Origin of the sequence: Nonomuraea sp. NPDC050786, from assembly GCF_040654115.1 — a bacterium.
GTDB lineage: Bacteria > Actinomycetota > Actinomycetes > Streptosporangiales > Streptosporangiaceae > Nonomuraea.
In genome coordinates this window covers 147,682-167,581 of sequence record NZ_JBFAHJ010000001.1, presented here as the reverse complement: position 1 = coordinate 167,581, position 19,900 = coordinate 147,682, and the positions used below count along the sequence as shown (strand labels likewise).

Sequence of the window (19,900 nt, the reverse complement as noted above, 5' to 3'; positions counted from 1 at the left end):
CCGAAAGGAGAGAGATATGTCGATGATTGTGGAAGTTGTCCGGTCTGGGTTCGTGGAGTCCACGCACCAGGCCCGGATACTGACCGTGGACGCGGAAGGGCGTCCGGTCGAGGCGAGGGGCGCGGTGCACGTTCCCGCGTCGCCACGGTCGTCGATGAAGCCGCTGCAGGCGCTCGGCATGCTCCGCGCCGGCCTGCGGCTGGAGGGGGAGCTGCTGGCGCTGGCCTGCGCCTCCCATTCGGGCGAGCCGTTCCACGTGGACGGCGTCAGGAAGATCCTCGCGGGCGCGGGGCTGGAGGAGTCGGCGCTGGGCTGCCCCGAGGACTATCCGGCCGACCGCACGGTGACCGAACGCGGGCGCGTCTACATGAACTGCTCCGGCAAGCACGCCGCCATGCTCGCCACCTGCGTGCTGAACGACTGGCCCACCGACTCCTACCTCGAGCCCAAGCACCCGCTCCAGCGCGCCATCCGCGAGACCGTGGAGGACCTGACGGGGGAGCGGGTCGCGGCCTCGGGGGTGGACGGCTGCGGGGCGCCGCTCTTCTTCGTCTCGATGCTGGGCGTGACCAAGGCGTTCAGGGCGTTCCCCAGGTCCTCGCCCGACTCGTACGAACGCAAGATCTTCGACGCCATGACCACCTACCCCGAATGGACCTCGGGCACCGACCGGCCGGAGGCCAGGCTCATGCGCGCGCTGCCCGGCCTCATGCTGAAGGCCGGTGCCGAGGCGTTCGACGCGTTCGCGTTCGAGGACGGGCGCGCGGGCACCGTCAAGATCGAGGACGGGTCGCAGCGCGCCCGCGTCCCCGCCACGGTCGCGGCCCTGCGCTCGCTGGGGCTGGACGCGCCCGAGCTGGCCGAGCTGGGCGCGCCGCAGGTGCTCGGCGGCGGCCGGCCGGTGGGTGAGCTCCGCCTGCGTTAGGGGGCGTCAGAGGGTGCGGAACTGGCGGGTGGCGGAGATGGCGCCCGAGGTCGTGGTGGTGAACGTACGCATCGACCCGGCGAACTTGGACAGGTCCCACTCCGCCGGCCCGTGGTACCAGTACAGGTTGTCGGCCTGGTGGCCGTTCCCGGTGACCGAGGCCACCACGCGCGACCAGTGCTCCACGCCGTCGAAGATCACCGCGTACGGCAGGTAGCGCGAGAACAGCTCCACCCTGTGCTGCTCGGGCACGTCGCCCAGCTCGCCGGAGAACAGGTACTTCCGGAAGCCCATGGTGTGCGCCAGCGCCGCCGAGCCCTTTGCCGTCTTGGCCGGCATGTACTGCCCGCCGACGGCCAGCGCGCCGCCCGCGATGATCAGGGCCAGGCCGAGCAGCCCGTACGTGGTGAACCAGGCCAGCGCCACCGTGGCCACCAGCCCGAGGCCGATGAGCACCACGCCGATCGTCGTCCACCTGGTGCGCTCGGTGTCGGGACGCCGGGCGAACCAGCCCTGCCTGACCACGTCGGCGTAGAGCGCGTCGCGCACCTTGCCCAGGTGGGCCGCGAACGAGCCGGACAGCTGCGACAGCAGCACCGCGTCGCGCCCGTCGAAAATGGCGTCGTACAGGGCGTGCTCGTAGGGCAGCAGCGCGTTGACGGGCGCGTTCGGCAGCCTGACCAGCATCCAGTCGGGCGCGTCGTACGCCTGCCGCGGCTGCTCGTCGATCCGCAGGTAGCCGCGGACCGCGAGATCCACGATCGTGGCGGTCACGTCGACCACGTCGGCCTGCTCGTCCACGAGCGTGCCGATCTGGCCGGGCCGCACCCCGTCGGGCGGGGAGAAGTGGCCGTTCTGCACCGGATCGACCGCGCCCTGCTCGTGGCCGGCGACCCTGGCGTCACGCCCGCGCGTCCAGTAGAGCAGGGCGAGGCCGCCGAGCAGCAGCACCAGCAGCCCCGCCAGGGCGCCGCCGGTGACGGTGTTCAGCGTGAAGGCGGCGGCCAGCGAGAAGCGCCTCTCCAGGATGGGGGCGCCGCCGCTGGAGCCCTTCGGGTATCCGACGACCACGGTCAGCGCCTGGCCGGAGGCGATGTTCTCCTGCTCGAAGTCGGCCTCGGTGGCCGAGTGGTCCATGGAGGCCGAGGTGCAGCCGATGGCCGAGGTCAGCTCCCCGGCGAAGCAGGACAGGTTCTGGACCTGCCCCGGGCCGTTCACCTTGACCGTGGCCTTGGCGACCTGCTGGTTCCAGCCGTTCACCGCGAACCAGCGCAGCTCCTCGACGCCGCCCGAGGTCGCCACCGCCCCCTTGACGTCGTACTCGACCGTGCCGTTCCCCTTCACGGTGAGCACGTCGCCTGCGAGGGTGCCGCCCTTGACGTTCGAGATCTGGTAGACGCGGTCGCTGCTGTCGTCGTACCGCGTCCTGGTGATGAACGTCCGCTTGAGCTCACCGGACGCCCCGCTGATCTTCTCGACCACGTGCAGGGTGCCGTTCTTGCCGAGGGTCATCGTCACCTCGTCCGTGATCCCGGCCACCGCTGCGTGCGCGGGAGCGGCGGTCAACGCCAGAGCGGTGGCTCCGAGCGCGGCGATCGTGAGTCTGGTACCCATGGCGGCAAATCGTATCGGTTCGTGACTGTCAGTCCAGCGTGATGCTGGTTGCGGCCCGCTGAACGCTCTCCGGCGCGGCGGGCCCGCCGGGGTTCTCGAGGGCGAGCGCCTGGTTCCGCGCGACGAACGGGCGCATGCGCTCCTCGTACCGGTCGAAGGCCGCCCTCGGGTCCCTGCCGAGCTCCTGCGCCAGCACGTACGCCCCCACGAGCGCCAGGCTCGTGCCCTGCCCCGACAGCGACGAGGCGCAGTAGCCCGCGTCCCCGATCAGCGCGACCCTGCCCTTCGACCAGCGCTCCATCTTGACCTGGGCCATGGCGTCGAAGTAGAAGTCGTCGGCCTGCCACATGGCCGCGAGCAGCTTGGGCACCTCCCAGCCCAGCCCCTCGCAGTGCTCCTGGACCAGGCGCTTCTGCTGCTCGACGTCGCGGTGGTCATAGGCGATCGGGCCCGCGCCGAAGCCCAGGTTGACCCGCATCACGGCGGCGTCCCGGTCGCTGAAGACGGCGCCGCCCGCGTCACCCTCGCGGAACCAGGTCTGCCAGCGGTCCAGGCCGAGGAAGTTGTCGGCGGTGAAGATGGAGACGTACATGCCGAGGTGGCTCAGGAACGGCTCCTCGGGGCCGAAGACGAGCCTGCGCACGTCGGAGTGGAGGCCGTCGGCGCCGAACACGTAGTCGTAGCGCTCCCGGCGGCCGCTCTCGAACGTCACGTCAACGCCGTCGCCGTCCTGGGCGAGGGCGGCGATCGAGTCGCCGTAGACGTATGCGGCGCCTTCGGTGGCAGCCGTGAGGATCGCGGTCAGGTCGTCACGCATGATCTCGAGGTCCGGGCTGTCGAACCGCCCGCCGCTGATCGTCTCCTCGTAGCTGCGCATGAGCTCGTTGCCCTCGCCGTCCACCATGGACATGCCGCGCATGGTCGTCCGCAGCGCCCTGATCCGGTCGATGACGCCCATCTTCTCGACCACCGTCAGCGCGGCCCCCCTGATGTCGACGGCCTGGCCGCCCTTGCGCGGGGCCGGGGCCCGCTCGACGAGCGTCGTCTCGTATCCGTGCCGCCGCAGCCAGTAGGCCAGGACGGGGCCGCCGATGCTCGCGCCGGAGATGAGTGCCTTCATGATGTGCTCCTGTCTGTTGACGTCGTACGCTGAATGTACGTCGTACGGACAGCACGTCACAAGGGTATGATGGGCGGATCTGTACTAGTACAGGAGGCTCGCGTGACAGCGCCCTACGCCCGCATCGTCGCCGACATCAAGCGGCGCATAGCCGACGGCAAGCTGCGTCCGGGTGACCGGGTGCCCTCGACCAGGCAGCTCGCCAGGGACTGGCAGGTCGCGCTGGCCACCGCCGCCAAGGCGCTCGCGCTCCTGGCCCAGGAGGGGGTCGTGGTCGCGGAGCCCCGGGTGGGGACGGTCGTGGCGGAGCAGCGCGGGGGCCGGGCGGCCGCTCGCCATCCGGAAATTTCCGGAAGTGACATGACTCGCGAGCGCATCGTGCGGGCCGCCATCGAGATCGCCGACGCCGAGGGGCTCTCCGAGCTCACCATGCGCGGCGTCGCCGACCGGCTCGGCATGGCCACCATGTCCCTTTACCGGCACATAGGCGGCAAGGACGACCTGGTGCTGCTGATGATAGAGGCCGTCATCGACGAGTTCCCGCTGCCGGAGGAGCCCCCGGACGGCTGGCGGGCCAGGCTGGAGGCCTCGGCCCGCCTGCAGTGGGCGGGCTACCGCGCGCACCCCTGGATGGCCGGCGTCACGTCACTGACCAGGCCGCTGCCCTCGGCCAGCCTGATCAGGCACACGGAGTGGGTCATGGCGGCGCTGGCGGACACGAGGCTCGACGCCACGGCCAAGATGCACGTGCACACCCTGCTCTACAGCTACGTGCAGGGCATCGCCGCCAACATCGAGCTGGAGCGGCGGGCCCAGGCCGCCACGGGCATCACCGCCGACGAGTGGATGGCCGAGCAGGACGAGCACCTGCGCCGGATCACCGAGTCGGACGACTATCCCGCCTTCGCGAAGGTCGTCGACGAGCTGGCCGGCGACTTCGACCTCGACCTCGACCGGCTCTTCGAGTTCGGGCTCGGCCCGCTGCTCGACGGCCTGTCCAAGGTCATCGACTGACCCATCCCCCGAAGCACGGCTTCCCCACCCCGAAAGACGGCACCCGAAGTGCGGTCTCCCTCGCTCCTCCTCACCCGGAAAGGGAGCTCAGTCGGCGATCTGGATGCGCAGCCGCCGGAAACCGCGCCCCTTGCTCTCGATCTTGGCGACCTTGATGTGCCCGATCTGCTTGGTGGAGGCCACGTGGGTGCCGCCGTCGGCCTGGGTGTCGAGGCCCACGATGTCGACGATGCGCACGTCCTGCACGCTCTCCGGCACCAGGTTGGTGGCCGTGCGGATGATATCCGGGATCTCGAAGGCCTCCTTGCGGGGCAGCACGCGTACGTCGATGCGCCGGTCGGCGGCGATCTCGGCGTTGCACGCGTCCTCGACGGCCTCCTTGAACCCGGGAGGCACCTCCGGCAGGTTGAAGTCCATCCGGGCGCTGAGCTCGTCCATGTTGCCGCCGGTGACGAGGCAGCCGTAGTCCCTGAACACCACCCCGCACAGCACGTGGAGCCCCGAGTGCGTACGCATGAGGGCCGAGCGGCGCGCGTCGGCCACGGCCGCCCGGACCACGGTGCCCGCGGGCGGGATCGGGTCGCCCTCGGCCGGGATCAGGTACAGATCGTCGCCTTTGCGCGCTCCCACGATGCGGGTCTCCACGCCCTGCCAGATCAGCACCCCGTGATCCGCCGGCTGGCCGCCCCCACCTGGATAGAACGCCGACCTGCTCAGCACGATCCCGTCAGGCGTCGCGTCCAGCACGACGGCCTCGAAGTCGCGTAGGCCCTGGTCCGACAGTTCCAGCCGCTGGGTGCGCCCGTGCAGGTCGTTGGTCATACCGGCAGCCTAGTGCCCCGAGGCGATGACGTTCGTGGATGACGGCGCGATCACCAGGGGCCGTAGGGCCCGTTGTTGCCCCGGCCCATGCCCTTCACGGCCGGCTTGACGTCCACGATGTAGATCGTGGCGGCGATGACCGCCAGGATCGAGAAGAAGCCCACGGCGCTCAGGCCGATGAACTCGATGCCGCCGATGAAGAGGAAGGCACTGAGATAGCTCCACGCGCCCGCGGCGGAGAACAACGTCGCCAGCGCCAGGATCAGCAACCAGATGTTCTTCTGCAGCTTGCCCGCCGACACGAACGCGCCGGTCGGCACCCGGAGCGCGTGCACCAGCGAGTAGACCGACATGCCGAAGATGACGGCGGCGAGCACCAGGAAGAGGAGGTTGAGAACACCGTTGATCAAATTCATGTTGTTGGCTCCGCACAACGCCGCGATGAAATCGGCTTCAGCCTAATAGGCAGCCCCGACAGGCGGGCACCCGAAAGCGGAAAGGCCCGCCTCCCGAAAGAGGCGGACCTTCCATGAGATCAGGCCTTGGCCTTGGTGGTGCGGGGCTTCCTGACCGGCGTCACCGGCTTGGCGACGGGCGGCTCGGCGGCCTCGGACACCTCTTCGAGCTCGAGCGCGGCGGTGCCGCTCGCCTTGCTGACGACCTTGCGGCCGCGCGTGGCGAAGTCCTCGTAGACCTCGGTGGCCCTGGTGGTGATCTGGTCGGCGTACTCGCGGGCCTTCTCGGGGAAGTCCTTGGCGATGCCCTCGGCCTTGTCGGCGTAAGCGCGGGCGCGCACCGGGAGCTCCTTGGCCAGCTCGGAGCGGCGCGACTGCAGCTTCTGCAGCTGCTCGGGCAGCTCACGCAGCTTCTCCACGGCGTAGTCGCCGACGCCCGCGACGGCGTAGAACGGCTTGGACTCGGTGAGCTTCTTTACCTCGGTTGCGAGCGTCATGGGTTAACCTTCCTTGGTTTCCTGGGTGACGTTGCCGTTGCCGGAGGGCGCCGCAAAGGGCTCAAGAGCGGCGAGAAACTCCTCCGGCAGCGGTTCGTCGTCCGTGGCGGAGTCGCGCCGAGGGTGAGCATTCTGGGAGGTCTGCTCGCCTTCGGCGCGGTTCTCCTTGCGGAACGACTCATAGATATCAATCAGCACCTGGCGTTGCCGCTCGGTGAGATTCGTGTCGGCCCTTATTGCCGTGATGACGTCACTTGGCGGCTCGCGGTCCTCGATGAGGCCCGCCTGCACATAGAGCGCCTGCGAGGAGATGCGCAGACCCTTGGCGATCTGGTTGAGGATCTCCGCGCTCGGCTTGCGCAGCCCGCGCTCGATCTGGCTCAGGTAGGGGTTGGAGACCCCTGCCGCCGCCGCAAGCTGGCGCAGCGAGATCTTCGCCTGCTGCCGCTGCTCGCGGATGTATTCGCCGATCGAACCGACCTTGGGTAGTGCCATGCCCATAGTCTGCCTCATCCTGCTTGCAGTTGCAAGCAGGATGGCTAACACCAGCAAGCGTCAGAGCTGGAGAAACCAGAGGAAGGGCGTCGTGGTGACCAATCCCACAGAGAGCGCGATGTATGCGTAGCGCGCCGACGTGGCCAGCTCAGGACCCGGCTTGATCAGGCGGTCGACCCTGGCCATGACGTTCTGGGCGTGCACGCCGATCATGCCGTGGGGCGTCGGCATGGCGCCCGCCGTACCGAACCTGAGCAGTGCCGTCGCCAGCCTGCGCGGCGAGCAGTAGCGCCGGGCGCGGTCGTCGGCGGCCATCTCGATGAGCAGCTCCACCTGCGCCTGCGCGTCGGCCACCACCTTGGACCAGGGCAGCGCCCTGCGCAGCGCGGCGAACGGCAGCAGCACCAGGTCGTGCCGCTCGCGTACATGCGCGGCCTCGTGCGCGAGCACGGCCTCCAGCTCGTCCTCGGACAGCAGCTTGAGCGCGCCCTCGCTCACCACGACCTGCGAGCGCAGGCCCGGCACGCAGTACGCGGCGGCGCCGGGGTGGTCGAGCACCCGCACGCCGGGCACGCCGGGATCGTCGTGGGAGATCAGGGCGAGCAGCATGCGGTGCCGCCGCCGCGCCCGAAGCGCCTGCACGCCGGCCGTGAGGAGCACCGCGATCAGCACGGTCAGCGCGGTGAGCCCCGCGATGAGGGCCAGCACGTGCAGCGGGTCCCACGCCTCCGAAGGCGTCTCTCCCTGCGCGAACGCGACCAGCCCCGGCAGCACCCCCACGCCGTACGGCTGGAGCGCGTAGGCGAGCATGGCGCCGGTGGTGGCCAGGCCCCAGGCCACGCCCAGGGACTGCCAGACGATGATGGCCAGCCGCGGAGCCCGTGAGGTCCACCGGGCCGAGGTGAAACGCCAGGAGCCGACCGCGCACGCCGTGGCGAGCGCTGCCAGCACCGCTGCCGTGATCACTCTTCCTCCAGCTCCGTAAGGGCTCTGAGCAGGATCTCCGCCTCGGGCCCTGACACGGCCTGGGCGAAGCGGGTCAGGGCGGCCGATCGGTCGCCCGTCATGTCCAAGGCTTCAAGCATAAGCTCGGCGATGTACGCGTCGCGGCTTTCGGCCGGTTCATATCTCCATGCGCGCCCGTCACGGGTGCGCTCAAGGAAGCCCTTACGGGTGAGGCGGTCGAGCACGGTCATCACCGTGGTGGGGGCAAGGTCGCGGTCGGCGATGAGCCGGCCGACTTCGCGGGCGGTCAGCGGGCTGTTCTCCGCCCAGAGGATGTCCATGATGCTGCGCTCAAGCTCGCCAAGACCCTTCACGTCCTTCAGGGTAGCTCTACAACCTGTCGAGCTGGCATTCGGGGCGTGTGAACCCCGCCACGTCGGCTGAACCCTCCTCCGGCGCCCCGCGTATCTCCAGGCATGCGTTGGAGCACGGCAACTATGGCGCTGCTCGGCCTCGTGCTGGCGGCGGGATGCGCCGCGGCGGCGGACACGTCGGCGGGCACGTCGGCGGGGACATCGGCGGGGACATCGGCGGGCACATCGGCGGGCACATCGGCGGACCACGTCAAGGCGGACGTGGTCTTCAGCCAGGAGATGATCGCCCACCACCAGCAGACGATCCAGCTGGCCGAGGTGGCGGCGGAACGGGGCAAAAGCTCGTACGTCCGCGAGCTGAGCAAGAAGCTCATCCCCGAGGAGAAGGCGGACATCGAGATGATGTCGTCGTGGCTGCGCTCCTGGCGGGAGCCGCTGCCGCCGGAGCCGACCGCCCGGATGGGCTCGGAGCTGAAGGCCGGGGCCGAGTTCGACCGGCAGTGGCTGAAGGCGCTCTCCGGGCACCTGGAGCACGGGGTCATGATGGCCGAAGAGGTGCGCAAGGCGGGCCGGCACGGGCCCACGCTGGAGCTGGCCGGCAAGGTCATCCAGGCGCAGAAGGCCGAGCTGGCCGAGATCGCCGAGCGCGCGGGCTGAAACCATGGCCAGGACGTATCCGATCGAGCGCGCGGCCACTCCGATCGAGCGCGCGGCCACGGCAAGGGCCTTCCCGTTCAGGGCGGTCCCGGTCTACGCGGGTGCGGCGGTGGCCGCGGGTGCCGTGGTGCTCCTCGCCGTCCTGCGGTTCGGCGGGGCCGTGCGGCCGGAGATCCCCGGGCTGCCCACCGCGGGGCCGGTCACCGCGTGGGGCCTGCCGCTGGCCCGCTTCTGCTACGACCTGTGCGCGGTCGGCTGCGTCGGCACGCTCACGGCGGCCCTCCTGGCCCCCGCCGCCGCGCCCGAGTCGGCGGCCTGCCGGCGCGCGGCGGGGCGGTGGGCACTGGGCTGGGCGCTGTTCACCGCGCTCAGCTACGTCCTGACCCTGTCGAACCTCATCCCGCTGCCCGTCGGGGACCTGCTCGCCGCTCCCGACCTGCTGGAGTTCGGCACGTCCATCCCGCAGACCCAGGCCCTGCTCGTGGTCCTGGCCGCCACGGTGGTCGCGGCGGCCCGGCTGCCGGCGGGGATCCGGCTGGGGGCCGCCGTGTTCGGGCTGCTGCCGCCGGCCTACGTGGGGCACGCCGCCTCCGCGGGCGATCACGACATCGCCGTCTCCGCCCTGATGTCGCACCTGGTGCCGGTCTCGGTGTGGATCGGCGGGCTGGCCGCGGTGCTCATCCATTTCCGCCGCTCCGACCACCTGGCCGTGGTGCTGCCCCGGTTCAGCACGCTCGCGCTGTGCTGCTTCGCGGCGGTGGCCGTCTCCGGCGTGGCCGGCGCGTGGGTACGGCTCAGCGCGCCCTCCGACCTCTGGCGGAGCGACTACGGGCTGCTCCTCCTGGCCAAGGTCGCCGTGCTCGCGATCCTCGGCCTGTTCGGCCGGCGCCACCGCCGCCGCACGGTCGTGGGCGTCGCCGACCGCACGGTACGCCGGACCTTCGTCCGGCTGGCGGCCGGAGAGGTGGCCGTGATGGTGGCGGCCATCGGGCTGGCCGTCGGCCTGTCGCGTACCCCGCCGCCTCCGGGCAGCGGCGGCGGCCACGGGCAACTCGCGCTGGAGTACGCGCTCGCCCCCTTCACCCCCGGAGCGCTGATCACCGAGGTCCGCCTGGACCCGACCGTCCTGCTGCTCCTGGCACTGCCCGCGGCGGCGTACGTCGTGGGCGCCCGCAGGGCCGCTCCGTGGCCGGCCGGCCACGCGCTCGCCTGGCACGCGGGTCTGGCGCTGGCGGCGTGGGCGCTGCTCGGCGGGGCGGGGAGCTACTCGCGGGCGATGCTGCCGGCGCAGGCGCTCCAGCACACCGTGCTCACCGTCGTCGCCCCGCTCCTGCTCAGCCTGGGCGCCCCGCTCACCCTCGCCGCCAGGGCCTTCCGGCGCGACCGCACCGGCCCCCGGCTGCTCGCCCGTCCCGTCCTGCTGGCGGCCGCCTACCCCGTCTCCTTCCTCCTCCTGTACGGCACCCCCTGGCTTCCCTGGTCCCTGTCCGGCTACGCCCCCCACCTCGTGACCGAGTTGCTCTTCCTCGGCATCGGCTTCCTCGTGTTCCGGGTGGTGGCAGCCGTGGACCCGCTGCCCGGCCCGGTCCCGTGGGCCGACCGCGCCCGGCTGCTGGGCGTCGTGACCGCGGTCCACCTCGCCCTCGGCGCTTTCCTGCTGCTCGGGCCCCCGGTGGCGGCCGACTGGCTCTCCCTCGTGGCCCCTCCCGGAGCGCCCGGCGTCCTCGCCGGCCAGCGCCTGGCCGGGGCCGTGTCCATGCTCCTCCCGCTGCCGGCGCTCGCCCTGCTGGCCGTACGCATGCGCCCGGTGCCGGCACGGGAGGGACGATGATGGCAGGCTTGGTGCGATGGAGATCACGCTGGTGCGCGGCGACATCACCGAGCAGCGCGCGGACGCCGTCGTCAACGCCGCCAACTCCTCCCTCATGGGCGGCGGAGGAGTGGACGGCGCGATTCACCGCCGCGGCGGGCCGGAGATCCTGGAGGAGTGCAGGCGGCTGCGCGCCGGTCACTACGGAACGGGCCTGCCCACTGGACAGGCGGTGGCCACGACGGCCGGGCGGCTGCCCGCGAGGTGGGTGATCCACACGGTCGGGCCCGTCTACTCCAAGTCGGAGGACCGCTCGGAGCTGCTGGCCTCCTGCTATCGGGAGTCGCTGCGGGTGGCCGACGCGCTGGGGGCCAGATCGGTGGCCTTTCCCGCGATCTCGACCGGCATCTACGGCTGGCCCATGGACGACGCCGCGCGGATCGCGCTCGACGCGGTGCGGCAGGCGGACACGTCCGTGGCGGACGTCCGTTTCGTGCTGTTCGACAGCGCAGCCTACGCCGCGTTCGAGGCCCGCCTCTGACAGGCGCGGCGCTTCAGCAGGGATGCCCGCCTCTGACAGCCGTGGCTCAGTCGTCGCTCAGTCGTCGCTCTTCAGCGGGGATCCACGGCCGACCACGGGAGGGTCAGCTCGCCGAGCCGCCAGCGGGCCGGGCCACCCAGCGGCGGGAGCACGGGCACCGGCCACGACGTGGACAGCACCCGCACGGAGGCCAGCCACCGCTGCCGCAGCCCATGAACCCCGTAGGGCGCGCTCATCGCCCAGGCGTGGTCGAAGTCGCTCAGGAACGCATGAATCCGCTCACCGGGCACGTTCCGGTGGATGAGGGTCTTCGGCAGGCGGTCGGCCAGGTCCGAAGGCCGCTCGAAAGCGTCGAAACGCGCCGAGAACGTGATCGTCCGGGGGCCTTCCGGCGACAGCCCCACCCAGATCGCCCGCCGCCCGTTCTCGGACGACGTCCCCTCGACCAGGACGCCGCCCGGCGCCAGCCCGCTCCTGAGCACGTCCCAGTAGTGCCACGCCTCGGCCTCGCCGTACTGCCTGAGGACGTTGAAGGCCCGCACCAGCGTCGGCGGGCGCGAGACGGGCAGCTCGAAGCCGCCCAGCCGGAAGCTCAACCCCTCCCTCTCGTACGGCTTCGCCACCGCCACCCTGGCCGGATCGATCTCGATCCCGACCACCTCGACCCCCGGTGCCACCCTGCGCAGCCGGGTGAACAGCTCCAGCGTCGTGGCGTGCGACGCGCCGTACCCGAGATCCACCACGAGCGGCCGGTCCGCCGCCCGCAGCAGCCCGCCGTGCACGGCGACGACCCACCGGTCGGAGCGGCGCAGCCGGTTGTGCCCGGTCGTGCCCCGGGTGACCGTGCCGACCGGTGACGACACCCGCCCTGTCCGGCGCCGCCCGCCACCGGCTCTAGCCACCGACGCGGTGCACCTTGTGCTGCGCGGCCTGGGCTCTCGGGCGGATGACCATGCGGTCGATGTTCACGTGGGCGGGGCGGGTCACGCACCAGGCGATCGCGTCTGCCACGTCATCGGAGCTCAGCGGGTCGGGCACGCCCGCGTAGACCTTCGCGGCGGCCGCCTCGTCGCCGCGGAACCGGGTGACCGCGAACCCCTCGCTCTGCACCATGCCCGGCGCGATCTCCACGACCCGCACCGGCTGCCCGACCAGCTCCAGGCGGAGCGTCTCGACCATCGAGGTCTGGGCGTGCTTGGCCGCGCAGTAGCCGCCCCCGCCCTCGTACGACACCAGGCCCGCCGTCGAAGTGATCATCACGAGCACGCCGTCGCCCGACTCGACGAGCTTGGGGACGAGCGCCTGGGTCATGCGCAGGGAGCCGAGCACGTTGACGTCGTACATGCGCTGCCAGTCGTCCAGCCGCCCCTCCGCCACCGATTCCAGGCCGAGGGCGCCGCCGGCGTTGTTGATCAGCACGTCGCAGCGGTCGAGCGAGTCCACCAGCGCGTCGACCGACTCCTGCGAGGTCACGTCCAGCGTCACAGGTCTGATCGACGCCACGTCAGCGGCCAGCTTCTCCAGCCGCTCGCGCCTGCGCGCGCCCGCCACCACCTCGTAACCCTCGGCGGCGAGCCGCCGCGCGGTCGCCTCGCCGATCCCACTGCTCGCCCCGGTCACCACAGCCGTTCTCCGCATGCCCCTCATCCTGCCAGGCGCCCGCCCTCACTCCATGCCCGCCTCAGGCGCCCTGGGCCCTTCACCTCCTCGGCGCGACGGTCCGGCTCTACGGCCGTCCTGAACACCGAGTTATGACCCAATGTCGGGAATGTCGCAAAAATCTCGATGGTTGTACTCACCTTGGAGGTGGTGTGGCGTGAGGCGACGACGGGTGAGCCGGGTCGCGACCATCAGCATGCACACATCGCCCCTGGACCAGCCCGGAACGGGCGACGCCGGGGGCATGAACGTGTACATCGTCGAGTCCGCCAAACGGCTCGCTCAGCTCGGCGTGGAGGTGGAGATCTTCACCCGGGCCACCGCCCGCGACCTTCCGCCCGTGGCCGAGCTCGCCCCGGGCGTCCTCGTACGGCACCTCACCGCGGGCCCGTACGAGGAGATGGACAGGAGCGAGCTCCCGAGCCAGCTCTGCGCGTTCCTGTCCGAGGTGCTGCGCACCGAGGCCATGTACGACCCCGGCCGCTACGACGTCATCCACTCCCACTACTGGCTGTCCGGCCAGGTCGGCTGGCTGGCCAAGGAGCGCTGGGGCGTGCCGCTCGTGCACACCATGCACACCATGGCCAAGGTCAAGAACCTCCTCCTCGCCCAGGGCGACAAGCCGGAGCCCCAGGCCCGCGTGGTCGGCGAGCAGCAGGTCGTGGACATCGCCGACCGCCTCGTGGCCAACACCGTCGACGAGGCGCGCGAGCTCATCGAGCTGTACCGCGCCGACGAGCAGCGCGTCGCCGTCGTGAACCCGGGCGTCAACCTGACCGTCTTCCAGCCCGCCTCGCAAGGCGCCGCCCGACGCCGGCTCGGACTGCCTCAGGACGCCCACGTGCTCCTCTTCGTCGGCCGCATCCAGCCGCTCAAGGCCCCGGACGTCCTGCTCCGCGCCGCCTCCCGGATGCTCATCGACGACCCGTCGCTCCGTGACCGCCTGGTCGTGGCCTGCGTCGGCGGCCCGTCGGGCAACGGCCTGGCCAGGCCGTCCCTCCTCGCCGAGATGGCCACAGAACTCGGCATCCCGGACGTCGTCCGCCTCGTGCCCCCGGCCCCGCAGGAGGAACTGGCCGACTGGTACCGGGCGGCCTCGGTGACGGTCGTGCCCTCGTACAGCGAGTCGTTCGGCCTCGTCGCGCTGGAGTCGCAGGCGTGCGGCACGCCCGTCGTGGCCGCCGCCGTGGGCGGGCTGCGCACCGCCGTACGGGACGGTGTCTCCGGGCTGCTCGTGGACGGCCACGACCCGGCGGACTGGGCGCGGGCGCTGCGCCGCTTCGTCACCTCGCCGCGCTGGCGCGACTCGCTGGCGGCGGGCGCCCGCACGCATGCGGCCGCGTTCGGCTGGCAGGCGACCGCGACCCGGCTGACGGAGGTGTACGCGGCCGCCGCCGCGCATATGCACAAGAAGCCCGTCGCCCTGAACTTCTAGCTCCGTACTTTTGTTCTGGCGGCCTCTATCCTGGTCGGCATGCGCGATGTCGTCGAAGCCGCGCTCAAGGCCGCGGACGTCTCCTACGACGAGCCGCGGCCGGGGGCGTTCCTGGTCAAACTGCCCGGCCAGCACAAGCTCGCCACCATGACCTGGTTGATCGTGGGGGAGCAGGCGCTGCACGTCGAGGCGTTCTTCTGCCGCCAGCCCGACGAGAACCACACCGAGTTCTACCGCTGGCTGCTCGGCAAGAACGGCTCGATGTACGGGGTGCACTTCTCGCTCGACCCCGTCGGGGACGTCTACCTGGTGGGACGGGTGCCGCTGGCCGCCATCACGCAGGACGAGGTGGACCGGCTGCTGGGGTGCGTGCTGACCTACTCCGACGACTGGTTCGACCGGGCGCTGGAGCTCGGCTTCGCGTCCTCGATCAGGCGGGAGTGGGAGTGGCGGGCCAAGCGGGGCGAGTCGCTCGCCAACCTGCAGGCGTTCGCCCGCTTCGCCGACCCCCAGCGTTGACGATTGATCCACAGAACCGCCCCCGACTCCGGTAACCATAGGATTGGCGACATGGCGACTTTGGTGCTGCTTAGGCACGGCGAGAGTGACTGGAACGCGAAGGGCCTGTTCACCGGCTGGGTGGACGTGACCCTCTCGGCCAAGGGCGAGGACGAGGCCCGCCGCGGCGGCAAGCTCCTCCAGGACAGCGGGCTGCGCCCGGACGTCGTCCACACCAGCCTGCTCACCAGGGCCATCCAGACGGCCCAGCTGGCGCTGGGTGAGGCCGACCTGGCCTGGCTGCCGGTCAAGCGCAGCTGGCGCCTCAACGAGCGCCACTACGGCGCCCTCCAGGGCAAGAACAAGGCGCAGACGCGCGAGGAGTTCGGCGACGAGCAGTTCATGCTCTGGCGCCGCTCGTACGACGTGCCGCCGCCCCCGATCGCGGACGGCGACGAATACTCCCAGGCCGGCGACCCCCGCTACGCCCTGCTCCCCTCGGAGCTGATGCCCCGTACGGAGTGCCTCAAGGACGTGGTCGACCGCATGCTCCCGTACTGGTACGACGAGATCGTCCCCGACCTGGCGGCGGGCCGCACGGTCCTGGTGGCGGCCCACGGCAACTCCTTGAGGGCCCTGGTCAAGCACCTGGACGGCATCGGCGACGAGGAGATCGCGGGGCTCAACATCCCGACGGGCATTCCGCTGCTGTACGAGCTGGACGCGGACTTCCAGCCTCGGCGGCCCGGCGGCGAATACCTGGACCCGGATGCCGCCAAGGCCGCCATCGAGGCCGTGGCCAACCAGGGCCGCTGACCCCAAAAGCACGGCCTTCCCCTATCGTCCGCGCCTCGGCCCGAGATCGTGACGCCCTCGGGCCCGGCGAGGCCGTCCGTATCGGGATGCCGGGCTCCCGGCCTCCCGTTGCCGTTGATCGGCAGGAGGGGACGGTCCTCACCCGGTCGTCACGCGGATCGCGACGTCGAGGAGGAGGGCGTGGATCTCGTCAGGGCACTGCGACATGACGTTGTGCCCGAAGGGCAGGGAGTGGACGGTCCAGGACGGTTCGGCGCTCAGCCGGTCGCGGAACTGGGTGAACGGGGTGCCCTCGTACGCGCTCATGTAGACGTAGTGGCGGTGTTCGATCTTGTCGGACGCGCCGGTGAGCGCGATGCTCTGGAGCATGGTGGCGAGGGGCTGTGACGTCACGCGCGGCTCGGTGAGGAACGGCGGCGGGGCCATCGAGAAGCCGTCCGCGCCGACGCCCGCCACATAGCGGTCGCGCCAGACCTGCGGGCTCAGCGTCCACACCGAATCGCCGTCCTGCGGGACGAAGGCGTCCAGATAGACGAGCGCGCGAACGCGTCCGGAGTCGGCCAGCCGGTCGGCCGCGCCGGTGATGACCATGCCACCGTAGCTGTGCGCCACGAGGACGACGTCCGTCAGGTCCGCGTACTCGATGACGTTCACCACGTCCTGGATGTGGGTGTCCAGGTTGACCGTTCCGGACGACAGGTGCACCCGCTCCCCGACGCCGGTGAGCTCCGCCGCGCGGGCGTCGTGCCCCTCGGCAACGAGCCGTCGCGCCAGCGGCTCGAACCACCATGCGCCGTGAAAAGCCCCGGGCACCAGCACGAACGTCGCCATGACCATCTCTCCTTCACTCATCTGGAGCCATCTTGACGGATGCGAGAAGTAGAAGACAAACAGCTGGTTCTTCTGAAATCGATAACTAGTGCTTATAGCTGCGGCGCGCACATCCTGGCGTCGAGCGGCCCCCGGTCAGGGTGGCTCCATGGAACCGGCCGGAACGACGAGCCTCAATTGCTGCTCGGCGGCCGGCTTCCCCAGGAGCGACCCGATCCGCTCTGCTCCCTGTACTGCTTCGCCTTGGCCACGCAGTCAGGGCAGATCGGCTCGTCAACCGACCTGGCCACGGCTTCCGGCTTGGCCGGGCGAAGAGAGCCCAGGACCGTGATCCCGGGCGGCATGCGGGTCTCGGGATCGATCAGGACGGTCATGACCTCTTTAGGGTCGAAGGCGAATGTGCGCTTGCACGCATAGCACCGGCCGGTCTTCTCGGCGTGGTCGCTCATCTGTGTCGTCCCTCCCTTGCCAGGAAGGTACCTGTCTCGTGAGTGGTCTGAGGATCAGCTGGCCCTGGCCGCTCGGTGGACCGGCACGGCTTCCCTCGCCAGACCCGGGGCGTCCGCGATCTCCTGTTCGCGATCGGGATCCGCCATTGGATGCGGAGAGGACCCAGGACAGGGCGCGTCTCACCTGCGAAGACCGCGCCTTTCGGGGGTTGGAGGGGGCGGCAAGCCCCCTGGGAGGCGCTGTCTGGAACCCCGGGCGCGAAGCGCCGGTCGGGTGGAAGGCCGTGCTTCTCAGCTGGGACGGGACCCCGTGACCAGGTAGACGACGTCGGCGGCCACCCGCACCGCGTGATCCGCGTACCGCTCGTAGTAGCGCCCGATCAACGTGATGTCGATCGCCGGCTCGACACCGTGCTCCCAGTCCTTGGACAGGATGTTCCTGAACAGCCTCCGGTGCAGCCGGTCCATCGCGTCGTCGTCCTGGTCCAGCTCCAGGGCCAGGTCCACGTCCCGCGAAGCGATGCAGCTGCCGGTCTTGGTGACGAGGTTCTCCGCGATCTGCCCCATCTCCAGGATCGTCGAGCGCACCTCGGCCGGGATCGCCGACTCAGGGTGGCGGAGCCGGGCCACCTTGGCCACGTGGACGGCGAGGTCGCCCATGCGTTCCAGGTCGGTGCCCATGCGCAGCGCCGTGATGACCATCCGCAGGTCCACCGCCACCGGCTGCTGCCTGGCCATCAGGTCGAAGATCGAGCTCTCGACCTCGGCGAAGATGGCGTTCACTTCCTCGTCCCGGGAAATGACGCTCTCGGCCAGCTGGAGGTCCGAGTCGAGCAGGGCCGTCGTGGCTCGTGAAATGGCCGAACGGACGAGCCTGGTCATCTCGACCAGCTTGTCGGTCAGTGAATCGAGTTCCTCATGGTACGCGTCGCGCATGTGGCCACCGTACGTGCCCGCTGATGAACGAACCTCTACCGCCAGATGAACTTTCCAGGAAAGGCCGTTCATCAGCTGATCAGGGGGGTTATGCCTGGGAAAACGCCACCTACCATCGGAGATATGAGTGAGATGGCCATGAGCTTCGCAGCCCTGGCCGGGTTCGTCGTGGGCGCCCTGGCGGTCCTGTTCTACCGAAACCAGATCGAGGCTCCCAGGCGTGCCGGAGGGCCGGACCCGGTCGAGAGCGGTGCGGCGCTGCCGCAGGGCGTGGCATCCGTGCTGGCCGTGCTGCCCTCGTCCGCCGTGGTGCTCGACGCGCACGACAAGGTGCTGCGCGCGAGCTCGGCCGCGCGGGCGTTCGGGCTGGTCAAGGGTGACCGGCTGATGGCCGCCGAGTTGCTGGCGCTGGCCAGGCAGGTACGCAGGGACGGCGAGATCCGCGAGAGCGAGATCGACGTCGCCGGCCACAAATTCGGCCAGGAGACCACCAACTTCGCCGTGCGCGTGGCCCCGCTCGGCTCCCACGGTCTGGTGCTGGTGCTCGCCGAGGACCAGACCGAGCGGCGCAGGGTCGAGGCCGTACGCCGTGACTTCGTCGCGAACGTCAGCCACGAGCTGAAGACCCCCGTCGGCGCGATGAGCCTGCTGGCCGAGACCATCCAGGACGCCGCCGACGACCCCGAGGCGGTCGGCCGCTTCGCCGGGCGGATGCAGCACGAGGCCGCCCGCCTCAACTACCTCATCCAGGACTTGATCACACTCAGCAGGATCCAGGGCGCCGAGCCCATCCCCACCCCTGGCCAGGTCTCGATCGACGAGGCCGTCCACGACGCCATCGACCACTGCAACACCAAGGCCGCCGCCAAGGACATCGCGCTCGTCACGGGGGGCGTCGAGGGCCTGCGCGTCTGGGGCGACGACGAGCTGCTTGTCACCGCCCTGCGCAACCTCATCGACAACGCCGTCGCGTACAGCCCCGACCACACGAGGGTCGTGGTCAGCGTGCGGCCGGCGGGCGACTCGGTGGAGATCAGCGTCAGCGACCAGGGCATCGGCATCCCCGAGGAGGCGCTCGAGCGGATCTTCGAGCGCTTCTTCCGCGTCGACGCGGCCAGGTCACGCGCGACCGGGGGCACGGGCCTCGGCCTGGCCATCGTCAAGCACGTCGCCGCCGCGCACGCCGGCGAGGTGTCAGTCTGGAGCAAGGAAGGCTCCGGCTCCACCTTCACCCTCCGCCTGCCCGCCTTCGGCGGCACGGCGGTGGCAGTACCACCCTCGATTCCCCTGGAGACAGCTAAATGACACGCGTACTCGTCGTCGAGGACGAGGAGTCCTTCTCCGACGCCCTGTCCTACATGCTCCGGAAAGAGGGCTTCGAGGTGTCGGTCGCCGCGACCGGGCCCGAGGCGCTCGACACGTTCGACCGCAACGGCGCCGATCTGGTGCTGCTGGACCTGATGCTGCCGGGTCTGCCCGGCACGGAGGTGTGCCGCTCCCTCAGGCAGCGCTCCAAGGTGCCGGTCATCATGCTGACGGCCAAGGACAGCGAGATCGACAAGGTGGTGGGCCTCGAGCTGGGCGCCGATGACTACGTCACCAAGCCGTTCTCCTCGCGCGAGCTGGTGGCCCGTATCCGCGCGGTGCTGCGCCGTCAGGGCGACGTGATGGAGGAGCTGGAGACCGCGGTGCTGGCCGTGGGCCCGGTGCGCATGGACGTGGACAGGCACGTCGTCGCCGTACGCGGTGAGCAGGTGCAGCTGCCGCTGAAGGAGTTCGAGCTCCTGGAGGTGCTGTTGCGCAACGCGGGGCGTGTCCTGACCCGGGGGCAGCTCATCGACCGCGTCTGGGGCGCCGACTACGTGGGCGACACCAAGACCCTCGACGTCCACGTCAAGCGCCTGCGCGCCAAGATCGAGTCTGACCCGTCCAACCCGCGCTGCATCCTCACCGTGCGGGGCCTGGGCTACAAGTTCGACGCCACCGAGGAATGAGAGAACCCTTGTT

23 protein-coding genes are annotated in these 19,900 nt (G+C 70.6%); 10 read left to right on the top strand and 13 right to left on the bottom strand.

Annotated elements, in window-relative coordinates:
* Positions 1-16: 16 nt before the first annotated feature.
* Positions 17-925, top strand: coding sequence for an asparaginase (locus AB0H84_RS00965; protein ID WP_357596156.1), 909 nt, complete (start codon positions 17-19; stop codon positions 923-925).
* Positions 926-931: 6 nt separating this feature from the next.
* On the opposite strand, the gene AB0H84_RS00960 is transcribed toward AB0H84_RS00965, so the two are convergent.
* Both AB0H84_RS00960 and AB0H84_RS00955 read right to left on the bottom strand, forming a co-directional pair.
* Positions 932-2,539, bottom strand: coding sequence for a DUF2207 domain-containing protein (locus AB0H84_RS00960; protein WP_357596153.1), 1,608 nt, complete (start codon positions 2,537-2,539; stop codon positions 932-934).
* 28 nt (positions 2,540-2,567) lie between these two features.
* A complete protein-coding gene (locus tag AB0H84_RS00955; protein ID WP_357596150.1) occupies positions 2,568-3,659 on the bottom strand; it encodes an FAD-dependent monooxygenase in 1,092 nt (363 codons plus the stop codon).
* A gap of 102 nt (positions 3,660-3,761) precedes the next feature.
* On the opposite strand from AB0H84_RS00955, the gene AB0H84_RS00950 reads away from it, so the two are divergent.
* A complete protein-coding gene (locus AB0H84_RS00950) occupies positions 3,762-4,673 on the top strand; it encodes a TetR/AcrR family transcriptional regulator C-terminal domain-containing protein (protein ID WP_357596147.1) in 912 nt (303 codons plus the stop codon).
* A gap of 87 nt (positions 4,674-4,760) precedes the next feature.
* On the opposite strand, the gene AB0H84_RS00945 is transcribed toward AB0H84_RS00950, so the two are convergent.
* The 6 genes from AB0H84_RS00945 to AB0H84_RS00920 form a co-directional block, all read right to left on the bottom strand.
* A complete protein-coding gene (locus tag AB0H84_RS00945) occupies positions 4,761-5,495 on the bottom strand; it encodes an alanyl-tRNA editing protein (protein WP_357596145.1) in 735 nt (244 codons plus the stop codon).
* Between the two features lie 50 nt (positions 5,496-5,545).
* The gene (locus AB0H84_RS00940) at positions 5,546-5,911 is read right to left on the bottom strand and encodes a DUF2516 family protein (RefSeq protein WP_357596143.1); all 366 of its coding nucleotides are present in this window, start codon (positions 5,909-5,911) and stop codon (positions 5,546-5,548) included.
* 119 nt (positions 5,912-6,030) lie between these two features.
* Entirely contained in the window at positions 6,031-6,447 is a 417-nt protein-coding gene (locus AB0H84_RS00935; RefSeq protein WP_357596140.1) for a hypothetical protein, read from the bottom strand.
* A gap of 3 nt (positions 6,448-6,450) precedes the next feature.
* Entirely contained in the window at positions 6,451-6,942 is a 492-nt protein-coding gene (locus AB0H84_RS00930) for a helix-turn-helix domain-containing protein (RefSeq protein WP_357596137.1), read from the bottom strand.
* Between the two features lie 60 nt (positions 6,943-7,002).
* Positions 7,003-7,908: a M56 family metallopeptidase gene (locus AB0H84_RS00925; RefSeq protein ID WP_357596134.1), complete on the bottom strand. Its 906-nt coding sequence runs from the start codon at positions 7,906-7,908 to the stop codon at positions 7,003-7,005.
* The gene (locus AB0H84_RS00920) at positions 7,905-8,261 is read right to left on the bottom strand and encodes a BlaI/MecI/CopY family transcriptional regulator (protein ID WP_357596131.1); all 357 of its coding nucleotides are present in this window, start codon (positions 8,259-8,261) and stop codon (positions 7,905-7,907) included. Before AB0H84_RS00920 ends, AB0H84_RS00925 begins: the two co-directional genes overlap by 4 nt.
* A 123-nt stretch (positions 8,262-8,384) precedes the next feature.
* Between AB0H84_RS00920 and AB0H84_RS00915 the strand changes: the two genes are divergently transcribed.
* From AB0H84_RS00915 to AB0H84_RS00905, 3 genes are read left to right on the top strand one after another with little or no spacing between them, the layout of a single operon-like run.
* Positions 8,385-8,918 (top strand): DUF305 domain-containing protein, encoded by a 534-nt coding sequence (locus AB0H84_RS00915; RefSeq protein WP_357596128.1) that lies wholly within the window; start codon positions 8,385-8,387, stop codon positions 8,916-8,918.
* Positions 8,919-8,922: 4 nt separating this feature from the next.
* Entirely contained in the window at positions 8,923-10,749 is a 1,827-nt protein-coding gene (locus tag AB0H84_RS00910) for a cytochrome c oxidase assembly protein (RefSeq protein WP_357596125.1), read from the top strand.
* Between the two features lie 16 nt (positions 10,750-10,765).
* Positions 10,766-11,269, top strand: coding sequence for an O-acetyl-ADP-ribose deacetylase (locus AB0H84_RS00905; RefSeq protein WP_357596122.1), 504 nt, complete (start codon positions 10,766-10,768; stop codon positions 11,267-11,269).
* A gap of 71 nt (positions 11,270-11,340) precedes the next feature.
* Here AB0H84_RS00905 and AB0H84_RS00900 read toward each other — a convergent pair whose 3' ends face one another.
* Together AB0H84_RS00900 and AB0H84_RS00895 are read right to left on the bottom strand one after the other, a co-directional pair.
* Positions 11,341-12,171 carry a class I SAM-dependent methyltransferase gene (locus AB0H84_RS00900; protein WP_357596119.1) on the bottom strand — a complete coding sequence of 277 codons (831 nt, stop codon included), beginning with the start codon at positions 12,169-12,171 and terminating at the stop codon, positions 11,341-11,343.
* Positions 12,164-12,907 carry an SDR family NAD(P)-dependent oxidoreductase gene (locus AB0H84_RS00895; protein ID WP_357596116.1) on the bottom strand — a complete coding sequence of 248 codons (744 nt, stop codon included), beginning with the start codon at positions 12,905-12,907 and terminating at the stop codon, positions 12,164-12,166. Before AB0H84_RS00895 ends, AB0H84_RS00900 begins: the two co-directional genes overlap by 8 nt.
* Before the next feature lie 178 nt (positions 12,908-13,085).
* On the opposite strand from AB0H84_RS00895, the gene mshA reads away from it, so the two are divergent.
* Genes mshA through AB0H84_RS00880 form a run of 3 tightly spaced genes read left to right on the top strand, consistent with a single transcriptional unit; the run spans position 13,086 to position 15,677 of the window.
* Positions 13,086-14,363 (top strand): D-inositol-3-phosphate glycosyltransferase, encoded by a 1,278-nt coding sequence (gene mshA / locus AB0H84_RS00890; protein ID WP_357596113.1) that lies wholly within the window; start codon positions 13,086-13,088, stop codon positions 14,361-14,363.
* A 39-nt stretch (positions 14,364-14,402) separates the two neighbouring features.
* Positions 14,403-14,882, top strand: a complete 480-nt coding sequence (locus AB0H84_RS00885; protein WP_344997841.1) for a YbjN domain-containing protein — start codon at positions 14,403-14,405, stop codon at positions 14,880-14,882.
* 51 nt (positions 14,883-14,933) lie between these two features.
* Positions 14,934-15,677 carry a phosphoglyceromutase gene (locus tag AB0H84_RS00880; protein WP_357596110.1) on the top strand — a complete coding sequence of 248 codons (744 nt, stop codon included), beginning with the start codon at positions 14,934-14,936 and terminating at the stop codon, positions 15,675-15,677.
* Positions 15,678-15,815: 138 nt separating this feature from the next.
* Here AB0H84_RS00880 and AB0H84_RS00875 read toward each other — a convergent pair whose 3' ends face one another.
* From AB0H84_RS00875 to phoU, 3 genes are all read right to left on the bottom strand, one after another.
* Positions 15,816-16,529: an alpha/beta hydrolase gene (locus tag AB0H84_RS00875; RefSeq protein WP_357596107.1), complete on the bottom strand. Its 714-nt coding sequence runs from the start codon at positions 16,527-16,529 to the stop codon at positions 15,816-15,818.
* A 152-nt stretch (positions 16,530-16,681) separates the two neighbouring features.
* Positions 16,682-16,957, bottom strand: coding sequence for a hypothetical protein (locus tag AB0H84_RS00870; protein ID WP_357596104.1), 276 nt, complete (start codon positions 16,955-16,957; stop codon positions 16,682-16,684).
* 291 nt (positions 16,958-17,248) lie between these two features.
* Positions 17,249-17,893, bottom strand: coding sequence for a phosphate signaling complex protein PhoU (phoU, locus tag AB0H84_RS00865; protein ID WP_357596101.1), 645 nt, complete (start codon positions 17,891-17,893; stop codon positions 17,249-17,251).
* Positions 17,894-18,016: 123 nt separating this feature from the next.
* On the opposite strand from phoU, the gene AB0H84_RS00860 reads away from it, so the two are divergent.
* Together AB0H84_RS00860 and AB0H84_RS00855 are read left to right on the top strand one after the other, a co-directional pair.
* Complete coding sequence (locus AB0H84_RS00860) at positions 18,017-19,198, top strand: ATP-binding protein (RefSeq protein WP_357596098.1); 1,182 nt, start codon at positions 18,017-18,019, stop codon at positions 19,196-19,198.
* Positions 19,195-19,887 (top strand): response regulator transcription factor, encoded by a 693-nt coding sequence (locus tag AB0H84_RS00855; RefSeq protein ID WP_357596095.1) that lies wholly within the window; start codon positions 19,195-19,197, stop codon positions 19,885-19,887. The genes AB0H84_RS00860 and AB0H84_RS00855 overlap by 4 nt, the downstream gene beginning before the upstream one ends.
* The last annotated feature ends 13 nt before the right edge of the window (positions 19,888-19,900 follow it).

Coding starts and splice junctions, on each gene's coding strand:
- AB0H84_RS00965 (WP_357596156.1), top strand. CDS start 17: ATGTCGATGATTGTGGAAGTTGTCCGGTCTGGGTTCGTGGAGTCCACG.
- AB0H84_RS00960 (WP_357596153.1), bottom strand. CDS start 2,539: ATGGGTACCAGACTCACGATCGCCGCGCTCGGAGCCACCGCTCTGGCG.
- AB0H84_RS00955 (WP_357596150.1), bottom strand. CDS start 3,659: ATGAAGGCACTCATCTCCGGCGCGAGCATCGGCGGCCCCGTCCTGGCC.
- AB0H84_RS00945 (WP_357596145.1), bottom strand. CDS start 5,495: ATGACCAACGACCTGCACGGGCGCACCCAGCGGCTGGAACTGTCGGAC.
- AB0H84_RS00940 (WP_357596143.1), bottom strand. CDS start 5,911: ATGAATTTGATCAACGGTGTTCTCAACCTCCTCTTCCTGGTGCTCGCC.
- AB0H84_RS00935 (WP_357596140.1), bottom strand. CDS start 6,447: ATGACGCTCGCAACCGAGGTAAAGAAGCTCACCGAGTCCAAGCCGTTC.
- AB0H84_RS00930 (WP_357596137.1), bottom strand. CDS start 6,942: ATGGCACTACCCAAGGTCGGTTCGATCGGCGAATACATCCGCGAGCAG.
- AB0H84_RS00915 (WP_357596128.1), top strand. CDS start 8,385: ATGGCGCTGCTCGGCCTCGTGCTGGCGGCGGGATGCGCCGCGGCGGCG.
- AB0H84_RS00910 (WP_357596125.1), top strand. CDS start 8,923: ATGGCCAGGACGTATCCGATCGAGCGCGCGGCCACTCCGATCGAGCGC.
- AB0H84_RS00905 (WP_357596122.1), top strand. CDS start 10,766: ATGGAGATCACGCTGGTGCGCGGCGACATCACCGAGCAGCGCGCGGAC.
- AB0H84_RS00895 (WP_357596116.1), bottom strand. CDS start 12,907: ATGCGGAGAACGGCTGTGGTGACCGGGGCGAGCAGTGGGATCGGCGAG.
- AB0H84_RS00885 (WP_344997841.1), top strand. CDS start 14,403: ATGCGCGATGTCGTCGAAGCCGCGCTCAAGGCCGCGGACGTCTCCTAC.
- AB0H84_RS00880 (WP_357596110.1), top strand. CDS start 14,934: ATGGCGACTTTGGTGCTGCTTAGGCACGGCGAGAGTGACTGGAACGCG.
- AB0H84_RS00875 (WP_357596107.1), bottom strand. CDS start 16,529: ATGAGTGAAGGAGAGATGGTCATGGCGACGTTCGTGCTGGTGCCCGGG.
- AB0H84_RS00870 (WP_357596104.1), bottom strand. CDS start 16,957: ATGAGCGACCACGCCGAGAAGACCGGCCGGTGCTATGCGTGCAAGCGC.
- phoU (WP_357596101.1), bottom strand. CDS start 17,893: ATGCGCGACGCGTACCATGAGGAACTCGATTCACTGACCGACAAGCTG.
- AB0H84_RS00860 (WP_357596098.1), top strand. CDS start 18,017: ATGAGTGAGATGGCCATGAGCTTCGCAGCCCTGGCCGGGTTCGTCGTG.
- AB0H84_RS00855 (WP_357596095.1), top strand. CDS start 19,195: ATGACACGCGTACTCGTCGTCGAGGACGAGGAGTCCTTCTCCGACGCC.